This window comes from Tardiphaga robiniae (assembly GCF_001618955.1).
Lineage (GTDB): Bacteria > Pseudomonadota > Alphaproteobacteria > Rhizobiales > Xanthobacteraceae > Tardiphaga > Tardiphaga robiniae_A.
This window is the reverse complement of sequence record NZ_LVYV01000012.1, coordinates 190,180-205,134: the sequence shown is the minus strand read 5'-3', so window position 1 is coordinate 205,134 and position 14,955 is coordinate 190,180. Positions and strand designations below refer to the sequence as shown.

The window sequence follows — 14,955 nt, the reverse complement described above, 5'->3', positions numbered from 1 at the left end:
TTTCTGTGTCCGGAGATGACTGGCCGTTGACACCCGGCCCCCCACCGCGCGATGTTACATTATAACATCGGTACTGGCAGACCTCTCCGCCGGCCGATGCGGGGCGGCCTATCGGCATGAAGTGGTTTCGCGCGAATATCAGACATGGGGCAAAGCTGGCGCTATTCGCGCTGGCGGTGCAGCTCGTTCTGTCATTCGGCCACGTTCACGGCGGGACGGTCCATGCTGCCCCTCTCGACGCTGCCTTGGCACTCTCGGCCAGCGACGTTGCGCAGACACCGGCCGCTCCCGAAACCGATCACCATCATCGGGCCGCTGACCCCTGCGCCATTTGCGCCGTCATGGCGATGGCCGGTACGGCGCTATTCGCCGCGCCGCCGGTCCTGCTGTTGCCGCAGGCCGCCACCTTACTGCAGCGGATCACCGAGGCCGAATTCGACCATCTCGACGCCATCAGCGGCGCGTCGCAGCCGCGCGGCCCTCCTGTTTCCTGACACGACCTTTGACGATCGCTGCCGCGAATTCCTCGCAGGCAGCGTAACCGAAGTCAGATTCGCATCACCGCGAGTCCCGGCTCAAGCGCCCGAGCGCGCAGCCGGTGAAGTCAGGACAAACCAATGTCGATTCAATTCAAGCGCGCCCTCCTGCTCGGCACATCAGCCGTGGTGGGACTGAGCTGCCTCCCGCAATCCGCGCTGGCGCAGACGCAGCTTCCTGCCGTGGAAGTCACCGCGCCGAGCCCGATCGTGCGCCGCAAGCCGGTGCCTTCGCGCACCGCGCATACCCATGTCACGCGCCCCGCGCCGAATCGCAATGCCGCGCCGGTGCCCGTCGAGGCCGAACCCGTCCAGGCGCAGCAGGGCGAGCTGCCGATCGTCACCGATCAGTTTGCCACTGTCACCGTGGTGCCTAACGACGAGATCCGCCGTTCCGGTGCTTCGACGCTCGGCGACCTTCTGGCCAACAAGCCCGGCATCACGGGCTCCGGCTACGCGCCGGGCGCATCAAGCCGCCCGATCATTCGCGGCCTTGACGTCAATCGCGTCGGCATCGTCGAGAACGGTATCGGCAGCAATGGTGCTTCGGATCTCGGCGAAGATCATTTCGTGCCGGTGGACCCGTTCGCCGCCAATCAGATCGAGGTGATCCGCGGCCCGGCAACGCTGCGCTACGGCTCGCAATCGATCGGCGGCGTGGTCAGCGCATCCAATAATCGCATTCCCGACGCGCTGCCAAACTGCGCCGTGGCGACGCCGTTCCAGAGCTACGGCATGCCGGTGAAGGCGCCGGCTGCCGGTCTCGCGGCACCGGGTTGCATGAATGCCGAAGTCCGCACCTCGTTCAGTTCGGTGGATCGCGGCGTCGACGGCGGAATCCTGCTCGATGCCGGCGGCGGCAATGTCGCCGTTCATGCCGACGTCTATGGCCGCAAGGCCGGCGACTATAATGTGCCGAGCTATCCTTATGCCGAGCCCGGCCTCGCCTTCAACGGCAAGCAGCCGAACTCGTCGAACCAATCGGCTGGCGCGTCGGTCGGCGGATCGTATTTCTTCACCGGCGGTTATATCGGCGCGGCGATCACGCAGAACAACACGACCTATCGCATTCCCGGCGTCGAAGGCGCCGAGGTTGGCACCCGCATCGCCGGCCAGCAGACCAAGTTCACGGCCAAAGGCGAGTATCGTCCGGATACCGCGGCAATCGAGGCGATCCGCTTCTGGGTCGGCGCGACGAACTACAAGCACAACGAAATCGGCCTCGCCGATGGCACCGATCCGACCACCGACGGCGTCCGACAGACCTTCACCAACAAGGAGCAGGAAGGCCGGCTCGAAGTGCAGATGATGCCGTTCAATGCGCGCTTCGCGACGATCACCTCGGCCTTCGGCCTGCAGGTCAACCATCAGGAACTGACGGCACCGAGCCCCGACGACATCGGCAGCCCGCTCAATGGTCTGTGGGATCCGAACAAGAATACCCGGGTCGCCGGCTACAGCTTCAACGAATTCAAGTTCACCGAGACCACGAAGGCCCAGATCGCCGGCCGCATCGAACATGTTGAGTTGTCGGGCACGACACCATCGTCGATCCCGAACGAGTTCGATCTCAACGCGGATCCGGGCGCGATCGGTCCGGCGGTCGGGCGTAATCTGACTTTCACGCCGAAGAGCGGCAGCATCGGCCTGATCCAGGATCTTCCCTGGTATGGCCTCGCCGCCAGCATCACCGCGCAATATACCGAACGCGCACCGAAGCCGGCCGAACTGTTCTCGCGCGGCGGCCACGATGCGACGGAGACTTTCGACATCGGCAATCCGAATCTCGGCATCGAGACGGCGAAGTCAGTCGAACTCGGCCTGCGCCGTGCCGCCGGTCCGCTCCGCTTCGAGCTCACCGGTTACTACACGCAGTATAGCGGCTTCATCTATCGCCGCCTGACCGGCAACACCTGCGGAGACGGGGTCTGCCAGGCGGGGCTTGGCCTCGAACTGAACCAGGCGATCTATTCGCAGCGTGACGCCACCTTCCGCGGCGGCGAATTCCAGAGCCAGCTCGATGTTGCGCAGATCTATGGCGGTACATGGGGCATCGAGACCCAGGCCGACATCGTCCGCGCGACCTTCAGCGATGGCACCAATGTGCCGCGCATTCCGCCGGTGCGTGCCGGTGGCGGGTTGTTCTGGCGCGATGCCAACTGGTTCGCCCGCGTGAACCTGCTGCATGCCTTCGCACAGAACGACATCGCTGACATCGCCGAGACGCCGACATCGGGCTACAATCTCCTGAAGGCCGAAGTCAGCTACAAGACGCTGCTCGACCCGCGCATCTACGGCGCCAAGGAAATGACACTTGGTGTGGTCGGCAACAATCTGCTCAACGAGAACATTCGTAATGCGGTGTCTTATAACAAGGACAACGTGCTGCAGCCCGGACTGAACGTGCGGGCATTTGCGAGTGTGAAGTTCTGATTTGCATTCGTCGTTCCGGGGCGCGCGCTCGGCGAAGCCGGACGCGCGAACCCGGAACCTCATGCGGCTCTATCACTTCAAGATTCCGGGTTCAGGCCGATCCGCTTCGCGGCTCGACCTGCCCCGGAATGACAGCTTGTGGCTTTTACTTCGCCGCGTCCCAGTCCGGCCGGACAGCGCCGGTGAGCCCCGCAGCAGCGCCTTCCACCAGCTCCAGCACCAGCAGCCGGTTCTGATCGACCGGACCCGGCATGGTCACATTGCCCTTCGGAATCGCCTTGAAGCCGACCCGGCGGTAATAGGGTTCGTCGCCGACAAGCACGATGAGCTTGTGGCCCTTCTTGCGCGCATCGGCGATGGCGCGGTCCAGCAGCTTGCGGCCGACGCCGCGGCTGCGGAATGGCGGCTCGACGGTCAGCGGGCCGAGCAGCAGCGCCGGCGTATCGCCCACACAGATCGGCAACTGCCGGACTGACCCGACTAGCAGCGTGCCGATCCGTGCCGTGAACGACAGGTCGAGCAGATGGCTGACATGTTCGCGCAGCCGGTAGGCTGACAGCACATAACGGCCCGGGCCGAAGGTGCGGGCATGCAGCCGTTCGATAATCTGGGCGTCGTTGGCGGTTTCCGCCAGAATGGTCAAAGAAAGGTCATTCATGTCGGGAGGCGGGATAGCATCTGGCGGGCGCGCGGTCCATTGCCGGGCTTGGCGCCTTTTCCGTTCTGATTGAATCGGAACGGGAGCTCCAGCTTCTTCTCTTTTTGCGCGTTTTCTTAACGCGAACCGGTACCCACTTCGCTCGAAAACGCTCTAGAGAATCAGACCCGCCAGGTGGCGCTGATCGGCTTGCCGTCGAAGATCTCGGCAAGCCGCAGCCGGGTGCCCTCGGTGGTGTCGTGAGGCAGGGCATCGAGGGCGAAGAAGCCGGTTTCGGCGATCTCGCGATTGGGCTCGGGCAACCGGTCCTGACGGAACTGCCTGACCACATAGACCGCCACGTGATCGCGGATCGAGACGTGACTGTTGAGAAAGACACCATGCAGGACCGGCTCGCCCGTGAGTTCGATGCGCCCCTCTTCCCGCAGCTCCATATCCAGCGCCTCGCGAAAGGTCTGGCCGACTTCGACACCGCCGCCAGGCAGATACCAGCCGGTCACATAAGTGTGCCGGACCAGAAACACGCGGTTATCAGCGTCCAGCACCACGGCGCGAACGCCAAGGGTCATGCCGCGGGCGAAGCGAAAATAGAGATGCACGAATTTGCGCAAGGTCGGCTCCAGCCGCTGCCGCAACGTCGGTGAGGTCATCGCGGCAAATTCCTAGCTGGCGACACGGTGGGTCCTTGCGTCATATGCCCCACCTTGCCAAAACATGCAGGGATTTCACAGGCATGAGGGCGCATTGAGCCGGCTTGTTCACACGCGCGCAGGGGCAGATCGCTTCCGATGACGGCTTTCACCCTCGCCCATCTGTCCGATCCGCATGTTCCGCCGATGCCGGAACCGCAATGGCGCGAGCTGCTGGGGCAGCGCGTGCTCGGCTATCTGAACTGGCGGCGCAACCGGCACCTGATCCACCGCCGCGACATGCTGGATGTCATCGTCAGCGACATGCAGGCGCAGCAACCAGACCATATCGCCGTCACCGGCGATCTCGTAAACCTTGCACTGGCTGCTGAATTCCCGCGCGCGCGCCGCTGGATCGAAAGCGTCGGCACGCCGGACAAGGTCTCGCTGGTCCCCGGCAATCACGATGCTTACGTCCGCGGGGCGCCGCAGCGCTTTGCCGAAACGTTCGGCGACTATATGCGCAGCGACGATACCGCGGAGACGCGCTTTCCGTTCCTGCGTATCCGCGGCCCGCTGGCACTGATCGGCGTGTCGTCGAGCGTCCCGACTGCGCCGTTCATGGCGACGGGCTCGCTCGGCGACGCGCAGCTTAACGCACTCAACCTTATGCTTGGTGGCCTCGCAGAGGCACATCTGTTTCGCGTGCTGCTGATTCATCATCCGCTGCGTTCAGCACAGAAAATGAAGCGGCTGACGGATTCCGACGCGCTGCAGGCCGTGCTGAAACGGCATGGCGTCGAACTGATCCTGCATGGTCACGACCACATTCACTCGACCATGTGGTTCGACGGCCCGCAGCGGCGCATCCCCGCTATCGGCGTGCCGTCGGCATCATCGATCGCGCACGGGCACAAGCCAGCGGCGGCCTACAATCTGTTCGCCATCGCGCGCGACGGCGAGCGCTGGCGCTGCGAGCACACGGTGCGGGGCTTTGGCGATGGCAACATGGTGCATGAACTGACGCGGACAATGCTGGTGTAGTAGTCGTCATTCCGGAGCGCGCTCTTGGGCGAACCTCAGCCACTCCAATTGGAGTGGCGGGGAATCCCGATTTGTTCCTATTACTTGGAGCTTCCGGGTTCGCCCGCAGCTAGCGCTGCGTTCGCCCCGGAATGACAGAAAACTTAATGCCCGCGCACGGACACGAACAGCGCCAGTGCAAACAAGCCAATCACACCGAAGATCACCCCAAACACAAAGGGCCAGAACCGGCTGCGCGGCCTCTTCACGGGTGTTGGCACTTGCGGAGCCGGCATCGTCACCAGCGCATGTTCGCGCTCGATCATGCGGCGCGCGATATAGTCGGTCACGGCTTTCACGATGGTCGGAACGTCATGCGCCTCTGCCAGCACGACGCGACCATGGCGGGTGTCCTGCACGAATCGATACATGCGCTTGTCACGCCCCATCGCGACATGGGCGACCATGTCGATCCACAGCCGCGGCGTGTCGCCCTGGCTGATGCCCCGGTCGAACATCTCGATGCCAACAGGGATCTCGGCGAACAGCGGATCGAGCGCTTCATTGAGGATCTCCAGCCGCGCCACTTCGGCATCGCGCAGCTCGACGACGACACCGGTGCGATCGGCCGCCTCGATGCGGGCCTGACGCAACGCGTCGCGCAGACGCTGCGGCTTGGCTTCCTCGGCAGGCTTCGTCCCGTTACTCGCCACGCTGGACCTCTTTTTGGCTGCCTGAGCGCGGCAGCCACAGGCTCTAACCTATCAGTAACCATAAGTGCCGGAAAGGCCGTTTGTTTCCAGAGGCTTGGCCGCTGAACGCACCAACGGCCCCACCCGGTTGCCCGGATGAGGCCGCTGATGTCCTTGGACGTCTTCTTATAGGCAAATCGGCGACAGGCTTGAGGCGATCCGGCGGCACTGACACCGCTCGGGATCTCAGCCTCAGGCGAGCCGTCGGTCTTAAGCGACCTGGCGGCTCGGCTCTTCGACGATGGAGAAGCGGACGCCGGCGCGGTGGCGATTCTCTTCCGACACGGTCTTCCAGGCTTCTTCGGCCTGCTTGCGCGTCTTGAACGGGCCCTGCACCTGGGCCGAGCCTTCAACCAGCTTGTGGAAGTTCATCGAACCGAACTCGCCGCCGATGACCCAGAAATTGCTACCGTGTGACATGTCGTGCTCCTGATCTCTCTAAAATCGACATTCGTGACATGCGATGCATTCACCGTGTGAGGAGATAACGCCATATCAGCCAAAACCGCCAGATGGCTTGTATTTGAATGGTGATGTAATGTAACATCACGACTTGTAATAAATGTCATTTTGTCAATTTTGTCACAATTAACGACCGAGTGGCGACTCGGGGAACCAGGAATTGGCGCGGATGGCAGGCGAGTCCGGCAAGAAACTGTTCGTGGGGCCGCGCTTTCGGCGCATCCGGCAGCAACAGGGCCTGTCGCAGACCCAGATGGCCGAGGGGCTCGGCATTTCGCCGAGCTATATCAACCTGATCGAGCGCAACCAGCGGCCGGTCACCGCGCAACTTTTGCTGCGACTTGCCGAGACTTACGACCTCGATCTGCGCGACCTCGCAACGGCCGATGAGGATCGCTTCTTCGCAGAGCTGAACGAGATTTTTTCCGATCCGCTGTTTCGCCAGATCGATTTGCCGAAACAGGAATTGCGCGACCTCGCCGAACTCTGCCCCGGCGTCACGCATGCGCTGCAGCGGCTCTATGCGGCCTATACCGAAGCGCGGCGCGGCGAGACCATGGTGGCTGCGCAGATGGCCGATCGGCATGAAGGCGCGCCATTCGAGGCCAATCCGATCGAGCGCGTGCGTGATTTGATCGAGGCCAACCGCAATTACTTCCCCGAACTCGAAGCGGCCGCCGAAAGCCTGCGCGACGAGATCAACGTGCCGTCGCAGGATCTGTTTGCCGCGCTGAGCACGCGGCTGCGGGACAAATATTCGATCGTCACCCGCATCATGCCGGTGGACGTGATGCGCGAGACGCTGCGTCGGTTCGACCGGCATCGCCGGCAATTGCTGATCTCGGAAATGGTCGATGCGCCCGGCCGCGCCTTTCAGGTTGCGTTCCAGATCGGCCTCGTCGAATGTTCGTCCAATTTCGAGAGCATCATCGGCCGCGCCGGCCCGCTCGACGACACGACGCGGCGGCTCTATCGCATCACGTTGGCCAACTATTTCGCAGCCGCCGCACTGATGCCCTATGCAGCCTTTCATAGCGCAGCGGAAGCGCTGAGCTATGACGTGCAGGTGCTCGGCCAGCGCTTCAATGTCGGCTTCGAGCAGATCTGTCATCGCCTCACCACGCTGCAGCGGCCGAATGCGCGCGGCGTGCCGTTCTTCATGCTGCGCGTCGACAACGCCGGCAACGTGTCGAAGCGATTTTCGTCGGGCACCTTCCCGTTCTCGAAATTCGGCGGCACCTGCCCATTGTGGAACGTGCACTCGACCTTCGACACGCCGGACCGCCTGCTGAGCCAAGTGATCGAACTGCCCGACGGCAGCCGCTACTTCTCCATCGCGCAGACGCTGCGTCGGCCTGCCGCGCCACATCCGCAGCCACAGCCGCGCTTCGCCATCGGCCTCGGCTGCGAGATCCGCCATGCCGGCAAGCTGGCTTATTCGGCGGGCCTCGATCTGGAAAAGACCGAAGGCACGCCGATCGGCGTCAACTGCCGCCTGTGCGAGCGCGAAAACTGCAGCCAGCGCGCCGAGCCGCCGATCACGCGGAGTCTGATTCTGGACGAAAACACGCGGCGGGTGTCGAGCTTTGCGTTCAGCAATGCGCGGGAATTGTGAGGCTTAACCGATCCGAGAATCTGACGGCATGCGACGCTACGGTACCTTCTTCTTTTTGCCCGACGCGAGCGCTTTGCTCTCTCCTTTGATCGGACGCCGGACCGGGCAAACGTCCTGAACAAAACCATCCAGCGTGTTGACGAGATTGTTCTCGACCAATGAATAGTGGATAAATTGCCCCTGCCGTCGCTTGGTGATCAGCCCGGCATTTTCCAGCACACTCAGATGTTGCGAGATGGACGGCTTTGCCATGTCGAAGCGTGCCGCGATCTCGCCTGCCGTCAGCGACGTGTGAGCCAGATATGCAAGAATTTTACGCCTCGGCGCAGACGCCAGCGCTTCGAAAACACGCTGGATTGACGCACCACCCAGCCAAACATCAGCGGACGTTTCCTTTTTTTCACTCGCGTTCAATTGGCAGTCCCACCGTGATCTAGCCCGCTTTATTTAGGGCATTGCCTAATCATCTAAATACCCATATCAATAATTAGCTTACTACCTAATTACTGCAGGACCGGGCGCACCGCAAGTGTGACGCCTGTCGACCGCTCACGGTTCCGAGAGGATAAACAATGGAAACAATATCAACGGGGCGGATGATTTCCGGGTCACACAGCGATCCCGTCCAGGGTCATATCGAATGGGTGCCGGGCAAATCTGTATGGACCACAACAATGACAGTGGTCGCTGTCGTTTGTGGCCCCCCAAACTTCAGTTGGAGCGCTTTGCTCGTCTGCGCTATATCGAGCGCGGTGACAATTTGCGCGGGTCATTCGGTCGGCATGCATCGCCTCCTCATTCATCGCGCCTTCCGGTGTCCGTTGTGGCTCGAACATGCTCTCGTCTATCTGGGCGTGCTGGTCGGCATGGCAGGACCATTTGGCATGATTTACGCTCACGATATTCGCGACTGGGCGCAGAGGCAGGCATTGTGTCATGATCTGCACGCACATCGGCGGTCCTTCTTCGTCGACGCATTCTGGCAGATGCACTGCATCGTGGCGTTGCGGCATCCGCCCGAATTCATCATAGAGCCGCGCGTCGCGAGAGATCGCTTCTACCGCTTCCTTGAAGCAACCTGGATGGCGCAACAATTGCCATGGGCAGTGTTGTTCTACGTCCTCGGCGACTGGCCATGGGTCGTGTGGGGCATTGCCGTTCGGATCTCGGTCTCACTCACGGGGCACTGGCTGATAGGGCATTTCGCGCATCGGCGCGGCCACCAAGGGTGGCGCGTGGACGGCGTGGCCGTGCAGGGGTTTAATCTGCCCGCCTTCGGATTGGTGACCTTCGGCGAAGCGTACCATGGAAATCATCACGCTTTCCCGGAGTCGGCGCAATTGGGTGTCGAACGCGGCCAGATTGACTTAGGCTACCTCTTCGTTCGCATCTTGTCGTGCATGGGACTGGCCAACGACATCAAGCTTCCCGACAATATTGTCCCGCGAGAAGGCTTGCGACGCCTGCCCGACACCGCCGCTTCCGCACGTTCAACTGCCGGCTGTGCGTAGCCGTCACCGCTATGAGGACGAAATATGAACTCCGTCATGGCCGGGCTTGACCCGGCCATCCATCTTGACTGTTAGTAAGCTGGCCGAAAGATGGATGCCCGGGTCAAGCCCGGGCATGACGTTGTGGGGATTTGAATGCCTGGACTTCTGACTTCCGAGAAGCGCCTAACCATCTTGACTGTCGGCTTACTCGCAACATTCGCATTCTCGATCACCCCCGCCTCCGCCCAGCGCGCCGCCTCTTGCCATAACGGCCAGAACTTCGATCAATTCCTGGCCGGGCTGAAACAGCAGGCTGTCGCCGCCGGCGTGTCGCAGCGGGCGATGGCGGAGGCCTCGCCTTACCTCGTCTACGACCAGGGCATCGTCAATCGCGACCGCGGGCAGCGGGTGTTCGGGCAATTGTTCACGCAATTTGCCGGACGCATGGCAGCGGACTACCGGATGCAGAACGGGCAGTTGAAGATCAAGGCAAATGCCGCGGCCTTTGCGCGCGCCGAGAAAGAGTATGGCGTACCTCCTGCGGTGATCGCCGCGTTCTGGGCGCTGGAAAGCGACTTCGGCGTGCAGATGGGCAATCTGCAGACGCTGCGCTCGCTGGTGTCGCTGGCCTATGACTGCCGGCGCTCGAAGATGTTTCAGGACGAGACCATCGCCGCACTGAAGATCATCGATCGCGGCGACCTGTCGCCGGCGGAGATGATCGGCTCATGGGCCGGCGAACTCGGCCAGACGCAGTTTCTGCCGACGCATTACTTCAATTATGCCGTCGACTACGACGGCGATGGCCATCGCAATTTGCTGCGCAGCCCCGCCGACGTGATCGGCTCGACCGCGCATTACATCTCCACCGGCCTGAAATGGCGGCGCGGCGAACCGTGGCTGCAGGAGGTGCGCGTCACCGAGAATATCCCGTGGGATCAGGCCGATCTCACCATTCAACTGCCGCGCGCCAAATGGGCGTCATTCGGCGTCAGCTATCCCGACGGACGGCCGCTGCCCAACGACACCATGCCGGCCTCGCTGCTGCTGCCGATGGGCCGCCACGGTCCCGCTTTCCTCGCTTACGCGAATTTCGCCGCCTATACCGAATGGAACAACTCGCTGATCTATTCGACGACAGCGGCCTATCTCGCCACCCGCATCAATGGCGCCTCCAAGATGCGGCAGCCCTCCGCCCCTGTCGCGCAGCTGTCACATCCTGAGTTGCGCGAGCTGCAGCAGCTGCTGGCGAAGCGCGGCTTCAATGTCGGCAAGATCGACGGCATTCTCGGCCAGCAGAGCCGCACCGCCGTCAAGGCCATGCAGGTCAAGTTCGGGCTGCCCGCGGACTCCTGGCCGACGGTTGAATTGCTCGCCGCATTGAAATCCGGGCACTAAGTCTGATCCGAGAAACGGTATCCGCTTATCGGCACCATGCTCGAAATTTCTTCTCTTTTGTAAGACCGGGGCGGTTGAATTCGGCTGGCCGCGCCCCAAGTCCATGCAGCAGCATCTTTCTTGACCCTTTCCGGGTCGTCACCGCTGCGCAGCCGCAATCGACCGAAAAAGAGCATCACATGTCATTTTACGATTCCGCCGTGCCTGCCTATCTGCAGATGCTCGCCAGCCTCTCCGCCATTCTCGACAAGGCTGAGGCCCACGTCACCGCGAAGAAGATCGAGCCGGAAGCCTTGCTCGGCTCCCGGCTTTATCCCGACATGCTGCCGCTCTCTCGCCAGGTTCAGGTCGCCTGCGACCAGGCGATGCGTGGTTGCGCCCGGCTCACCCAGAACGAACCTCAGTCGGTACCGGACACCGAGAAAACCTTCGGCGAATTGAAGCAGCGTCTGGCCAAGGCGATGGACTATGTGAAGGGCTTCACGCCGGCTCAATTCGAAGGCGCCGACTCACGCGAGGTCACGTTTCCGATTGGCGGCGGCAAGACCACGACCATGACGGGCCAGCAGTATCTGAGCAGCTTCTCGCTGCCGAACTTCTACTTCCACGTCGCCATCGCACACGGCATTCTCCGGCATAGCGGCATCGAAATCGGCAAGCGCGACTTCCTCGGCGCGAGCTAAAAAGCACCGACAAACCGTAGGATAATTCGACCGCCTTCGGCGAGATCAAGAGGTCATGATTGCTAAATCCATCAACACAGCAGCCGCTTTATCCTGAATGAACAACGCGCTGCGCAGCGACATTGCCAATGCGCAGCGCGATACCCAACTCGATCTCATTCCTCATTGTCCGGACAAACAACATGAGCACTTCCAAACTTTTCGACCCCTACAAGCTTGGTGCCGTCACCCTCACCAACCGTACTGTGATGGCCCCGCTGACGCGTAACCGTGCATTGCCGGGCAACGTGCCGAACCCGCTGGCGATCGAATACTATAGCCAGCGTGCCAGCGCCGGCCTGCTGGTGACCGAAGGCACGCCGGTGTCGCAGCAGGGCCAAGGCTATCAGGACGTCCCGGGCATCTATACCAAGGAGCAGATCGCCGGCTGGAAGAAGGTGACCGAGGCCGTGCATGCCAAGGGCGGTCACATCTATATGCAGATCTGGCACGTCGGCCGCATCTCGCATATCAGCCTGCAGCCGAATGGCGGCGCGCCGGTGGCGCCTTCCGCGATCCCTGCCAAAACCAAGACCTATGTCAACAACACTTTCACTGATGTTTCCGAGCCACGCGCGCTGGAGCTCGGTGAAATCCCGGGCATCATCGACAGTTTCGCGCGCGGTGCTGCCAACGCGGTCGAGGCCGGTTTCGACGGCGTCGAAATTCATGGCGCCAACGGCTACCTGCTCGACCAGTTCGCGCGCGACAGCACCAACAAGCGCACCGACGCTTACGGCGGCTCGCTCGAGAACCGCGCCAAGCTGATGCTGGAAGTCTCGAAGGCCGTCGCCAGGGAAATCGGCGCCGACAAGACCGGCATCCGCATCTCGCCGGTGACCCCGGCCAACGATGCCGTCGCCGACAGCGAAGCACAGAAGCTGTTCGACTATATCGTCGATGGGCTGAGCGCCGAGAAGTTGGTCTATCTGCACGTTGTCGAGGGTGCCACCGGTGGCCCGCGCGACATCGCGCCATTCGACTATGCCAGCCTGCGCAAGCGTTTCAGCGGAACGTATATCGCCAATAACGGCTTCGATCTCGCGCTCGCCAACAAGGTTCTCGAAGCGAACGCAGCCGACCTGATCGCTTTCGGCAAGCCGTTCATCTCGAATCCGGATCTGGTCGAACGTCTGAAGTCCGGCGCACCACTCAACGATGCCGACAAGGCCACGTTCTATGGCGGCGGCGCCAAGGGCTACACGGATTATCCGGTGCTGGGCGCGAAGCAGGCAGCGGAGTAAGCACGCCGCCATTCCGGGTTGGCGCACGCATCTTTGCGGGCACGAACCCGGAATACGGAAGTGTTCAGCCATGTCGGGATTCCGGGTTCGCGCGCAAGAGCGCGCGCCCCGGAATGACAGAAAGAGAAAAGGCCGGGATCGCTCCCGGCCTTTTTGTTTGCTCAGATCGCTCGCCTTAGTTCGACGCGCGCTTCTGCGGCGGAGTAGCGGGCCACGACTTGATCAGCGTGTCGTAGTCCACCGTCTCGCCCTTCGGCTTCTCGTTCGCCAGCTTGCGCTGGGGCGCGATGTTGCCGTCCTTCGCCGACTTGTTGTACCAGAACTCGGCGGTTTCCTTCTTGTTCAGCTTCGGTCCGCATTCGCCCTGAACCTTGGAGCGTTCAAGACGTTCGAGCACCGAATCCTGCGCCGCGGCCAGCGAGTCCATCGCCTGCTGCGGGGTCTTCGCACCGGACGACGCATCGCCGATGTTCTGCCACCACAACTGCGCCAGCTTCGGATAATCTGGAATGTTGTTGCCGGTCGGCGACCACTGCACGCGGGCCGGCGAGCGATAGAACTCGACCAGACCGCCAAGCTTCGGCGCGCGTTCGGTGAACGACTTGTCCCAGATATCGCTCTCACGGATGAAGGTGAGACCGACATGGCTCTTCTTCAGCGACACCGTCTTCGAGGTGATGAACTGCAGATAGAGCCAGGCTGCCTTGCGGCGATCGGCCGGGGTCGACTTGAGCAGCGTGCCCGAACCGACGTCCTGATAGCCGAGCTTCATGCCTTCCTTCCAGTAGGAGCCATGCGGCGACGGGGCCATGCGCCACTTCGGCGTGCCGTCGGCATTCATCACCGCGAGACCCGGCTTCACCATGTCGGCGGTGAAAGCGGTGTACCAGAACATCTGCTGGGCGATATTGCCCTGTGCCGGCACCGGACCCGACTCCGAGAAAGTCATGCCTTGCGCCTGCGGCGGGGCATACTTCTTCATCCAGTCGAGATATTTCGCGATCGAATACACGGCGGCCGGACCGTTGGTATCGCCGCCGCGCTCGACGGAGGAGCCGACCGGACGACAGCCTTCCATGCGGATACCCCATTCATCGACGGGCAGACCGTTCGGAAGACCCTTGTCGCCGTTGCCGGCCATCGATAGCCAGGCGTCGGTGAAACGCCAGCCGAGCGACGGATCCTTCTTGCCGTAGTCCATGTGGCCATAGACCTTGACGCCGTTGATCTCCTTGATGTCGTTGGTGAAGAACTCGGCGATGTCTTCATAGGCCGACCAGTTCACGGGCACGCCGAGATCGTAGCCATACTTGGCCTTGAACTTGGCCTTGTAGTCGGGATTGGTGAACCAGTCGTACCGGAACCAGTAAAGGTTCGCGAACTGCTGGTCGGGCAGTTGATACATCTTCTTGTCCGGCCCGGTGGTAAAGGACGTTCCGATGAAGTCCTTGACGTCGAGCGTCGGGCTAGTGACGTCCTTGCCTTCTGCGGTCATGTAGTCCGACAGCGCGATGGTCTGGCCGTAGCGGAAATGCGTGCCGATCAGGTCGGAGTCGTTGATCCAGCCGTCATAGACGTTCTTGCCGGACTGCATCTGGGTCTGCAGCTTCTCGACCACGTCGCCTTCCTGGATCAGGTCGTGCTTCAGCTTGATGCCCGTGATCTCGGAGAATGCCTTGGCCAGCGTGCGCGATTCGTACTCGTGCGTGGTGATGGTTTCGGAGACGATATTGATCTCCATGCCTTTGAACGGCTGCGCAGCCTTCTCGTACCACTGCAGTTCCTTCAGTTGGTCTGCCTTCGACAGCGTCGATGGCTGGAATTCGCTGTCGATCCACTTCTGAATCGTGGCGTCATCGGCCTTCGCCGGCGCGGTGAGCAGTGCGGTCGCGGTAATCAGCGCGGCGGCGCTGGTCATCATAATATGGCGCGTCGGGCGACGTGCCTGTGTCGTCAGGTGCCTCATAGCTTCCTCCCTCACTTCTGTTTC

General features: G+C 61.9%; 14 protein-coding genes. 8 read left to right on the top strand and 6 right to left on the bottom strand.

Annotation, left to right across the window (positions count from 1 at the left end; translation table 11 throughout):
- Nucleotides 1-116: 116 nt before the first annotated feature.
- Entirely contained in the window at nucleotides 117-494 is a 378-nt protein-coding gene (locus A4A58_RS14185) for a hypothetical protein (RefSeq protein WP_068733065.1), read from the top strand.
- Between the two features lie 123 nt (nucleotides 495-617).
- A complete protein-coding gene (locus tag A4A58_RS14180; RefSeq protein ID WP_068733063.1) occupies nucleotides 618-2,969 on the top strand; it encodes a TonB-dependent receptor in 2,352 nt (783 codons plus the stop codon).
- Between the two features lie 145 nt (nucleotides 2,970-3,114).
- Here A4A58_RS14180 and A4A58_RS14175 read toward each other — a convergent pair whose 3' ends face one another.
- Both A4A58_RS14175 and A4A58_RS14170 read right to left on the bottom strand, forming a co-directional pair.
- Nucleotides 3,115-3,627 carry a GNAT family N-acetyltransferase gene (locus A4A58_RS14175; protein ID WP_068733061.1) on the bottom strand — a complete coding sequence of 171 codons (513 nt, stop codon included), beginning with the start codon at nucleotides 3,625-3,627 and terminating at the stop codon, nucleotides 3,115-3,117.
- 161 nt (nucleotides 3,628-3,788) lie between these two features.
- Nucleotides 3,789-4,277, bottom strand: a complete 489-nt coding sequence (locus A4A58_RS14170) for an NUDIX domain-containing protein (protein ID WP_068733059.1) — start codon at nucleotides 4,275-4,277, stop codon at nucleotides 3,789-3,791.
- A 138-nt stretch (nucleotides 4,278-4,415) separates the two neighbouring features.
- Between A4A58_RS14170 and A4A58_RS14165 the strand changes: the two genes are divergently transcribed.
- A complete protein-coding gene (locus A4A58_RS14165; protein ID WP_068733057.1) occupies nucleotides 4,416-5,300 on the top strand; it encodes a metallophosphoesterase family protein in 885 nt (294 codons plus the stop codon).
- 143 nt (nucleotides 5,301-5,443) lie between these two features.
- On the opposite strand, the gene A4A58_RS14160 is transcribed toward A4A58_RS14165, so the two are convergent.
- Nucleotides 5,444-5,992, bottom strand: coding sequence for a hypothetical protein (locus A4A58_RS14160; protein WP_068733055.1), 549 nt, complete (start codon nucleotides 5,990-5,992; stop codon nucleotides 5,444-5,446).
- 249 nt (nucleotides 5,993-6,241) lie between these two features.
- Entirely contained in the window at nucleotides 6,242-6,451 is a 210-nt protein-coding gene (locus A4A58_RS14155) for a DUF4170 domain-containing protein (protein WP_068733054.1), read from the bottom strand.
- A gap of 211 nt (nucleotides 6,452-6,662) precedes the next feature.
- Here A4A58_RS14155 and A4A58_RS14150 point away from each other — a divergent pair, with 211 nt between their 5' ends.
- The gene (locus tag A4A58_RS14150; protein ID WP_068733052.1) at nucleotides 6,663-8,108 is read left to right on the top strand and encodes a helix-turn-helix domain-containing protein; all 1,446 of its coding nucleotides are present in this window, start codon (nucleotides 6,663-6,665) and stop codon (nucleotides 8,106-8,108) included.
- Between the two features lie 36 nt (nucleotides 8,109-8,144).
- Here A4A58_RS14150 and A4A58_RS14145 read toward each other — a convergent pair whose 3' ends face one another.
- Complete coding sequence (locus A4A58_RS14145) at nucleotides 8,145-8,522, bottom strand: metalloregulator ArsR/SmtB family transcription factor (protein ID WP_068733051.1); 378 nt, start codon at nucleotides 8,520-8,522, stop codon at nucleotides 8,145-8,147.
- Between the two features lie 158 nt (nucleotides 8,523-8,680).
- On the opposite strand from A4A58_RS14145, the gene A4A58_RS14140 reads away from it, so the two are divergent.
- From A4A58_RS14140 to A4A58_RS14125, 4 genes are all read left to right on the top strand, one after another.
- A complete protein-coding gene (locus A4A58_RS14140) occupies nucleotides 8,681-9,619 on the top strand; it encodes an acyl-CoA desaturase (RefSeq protein WP_068733049.1) in 939 nt (312 codons plus the stop codon).
- A gap of 135 nt (nucleotides 9,620-9,754) precedes the next feature.
- Nucleotides 9,755-10,999, top strand: a complete 1,245-nt coding sequence (locus A4A58_RS14135) for a lytic murein transglycosylase (protein WP_068733045.1) — start codon at nucleotides 9,755-9,757, stop codon at nucleotides 10,997-10,999.
- 179 nt (nucleotides 11,000-11,178) lie between these two features.
- Nucleotides 11,179-11,682, top strand: a complete 504-nt coding sequence (locus A4A58_RS14130) for a DUF1993 domain-containing protein (protein WP_068733044.1) — start codon at nucleotides 11,179-11,181, stop codon at nucleotides 11,680-11,682.
- Between the two features lie 182 nt (nucleotides 11,683-11,864).
- Nucleotides 11,865-12,965 carry an alkene reductase gene (locus A4A58_RS14125; protein WP_068733718.1) on the top strand — a complete coding sequence of 367 codons (1,101 nt, stop codon included), beginning with the start codon at nucleotides 11,865-11,867 and terminating at the stop codon, nucleotides 12,963-12,965.
- A 175-nt stretch (nucleotides 12,966-13,140) separates the two neighbouring features.
- Here A4A58_RS14125 and A4A58_RS14120 read toward each other — a convergent pair whose 3' ends face one another.
- A complete protein-coding gene (locus A4A58_RS14120; protein ID WP_081421865.1) occupies nucleotides 13,141-14,931 on the bottom strand; it encodes an ABC transporter substrate-binding protein in 1,791 nt (596 codons plus the stop codon).
- Between the last annotated feature and the right edge of the window lie 24 nt (nucleotides 14,932-14,955).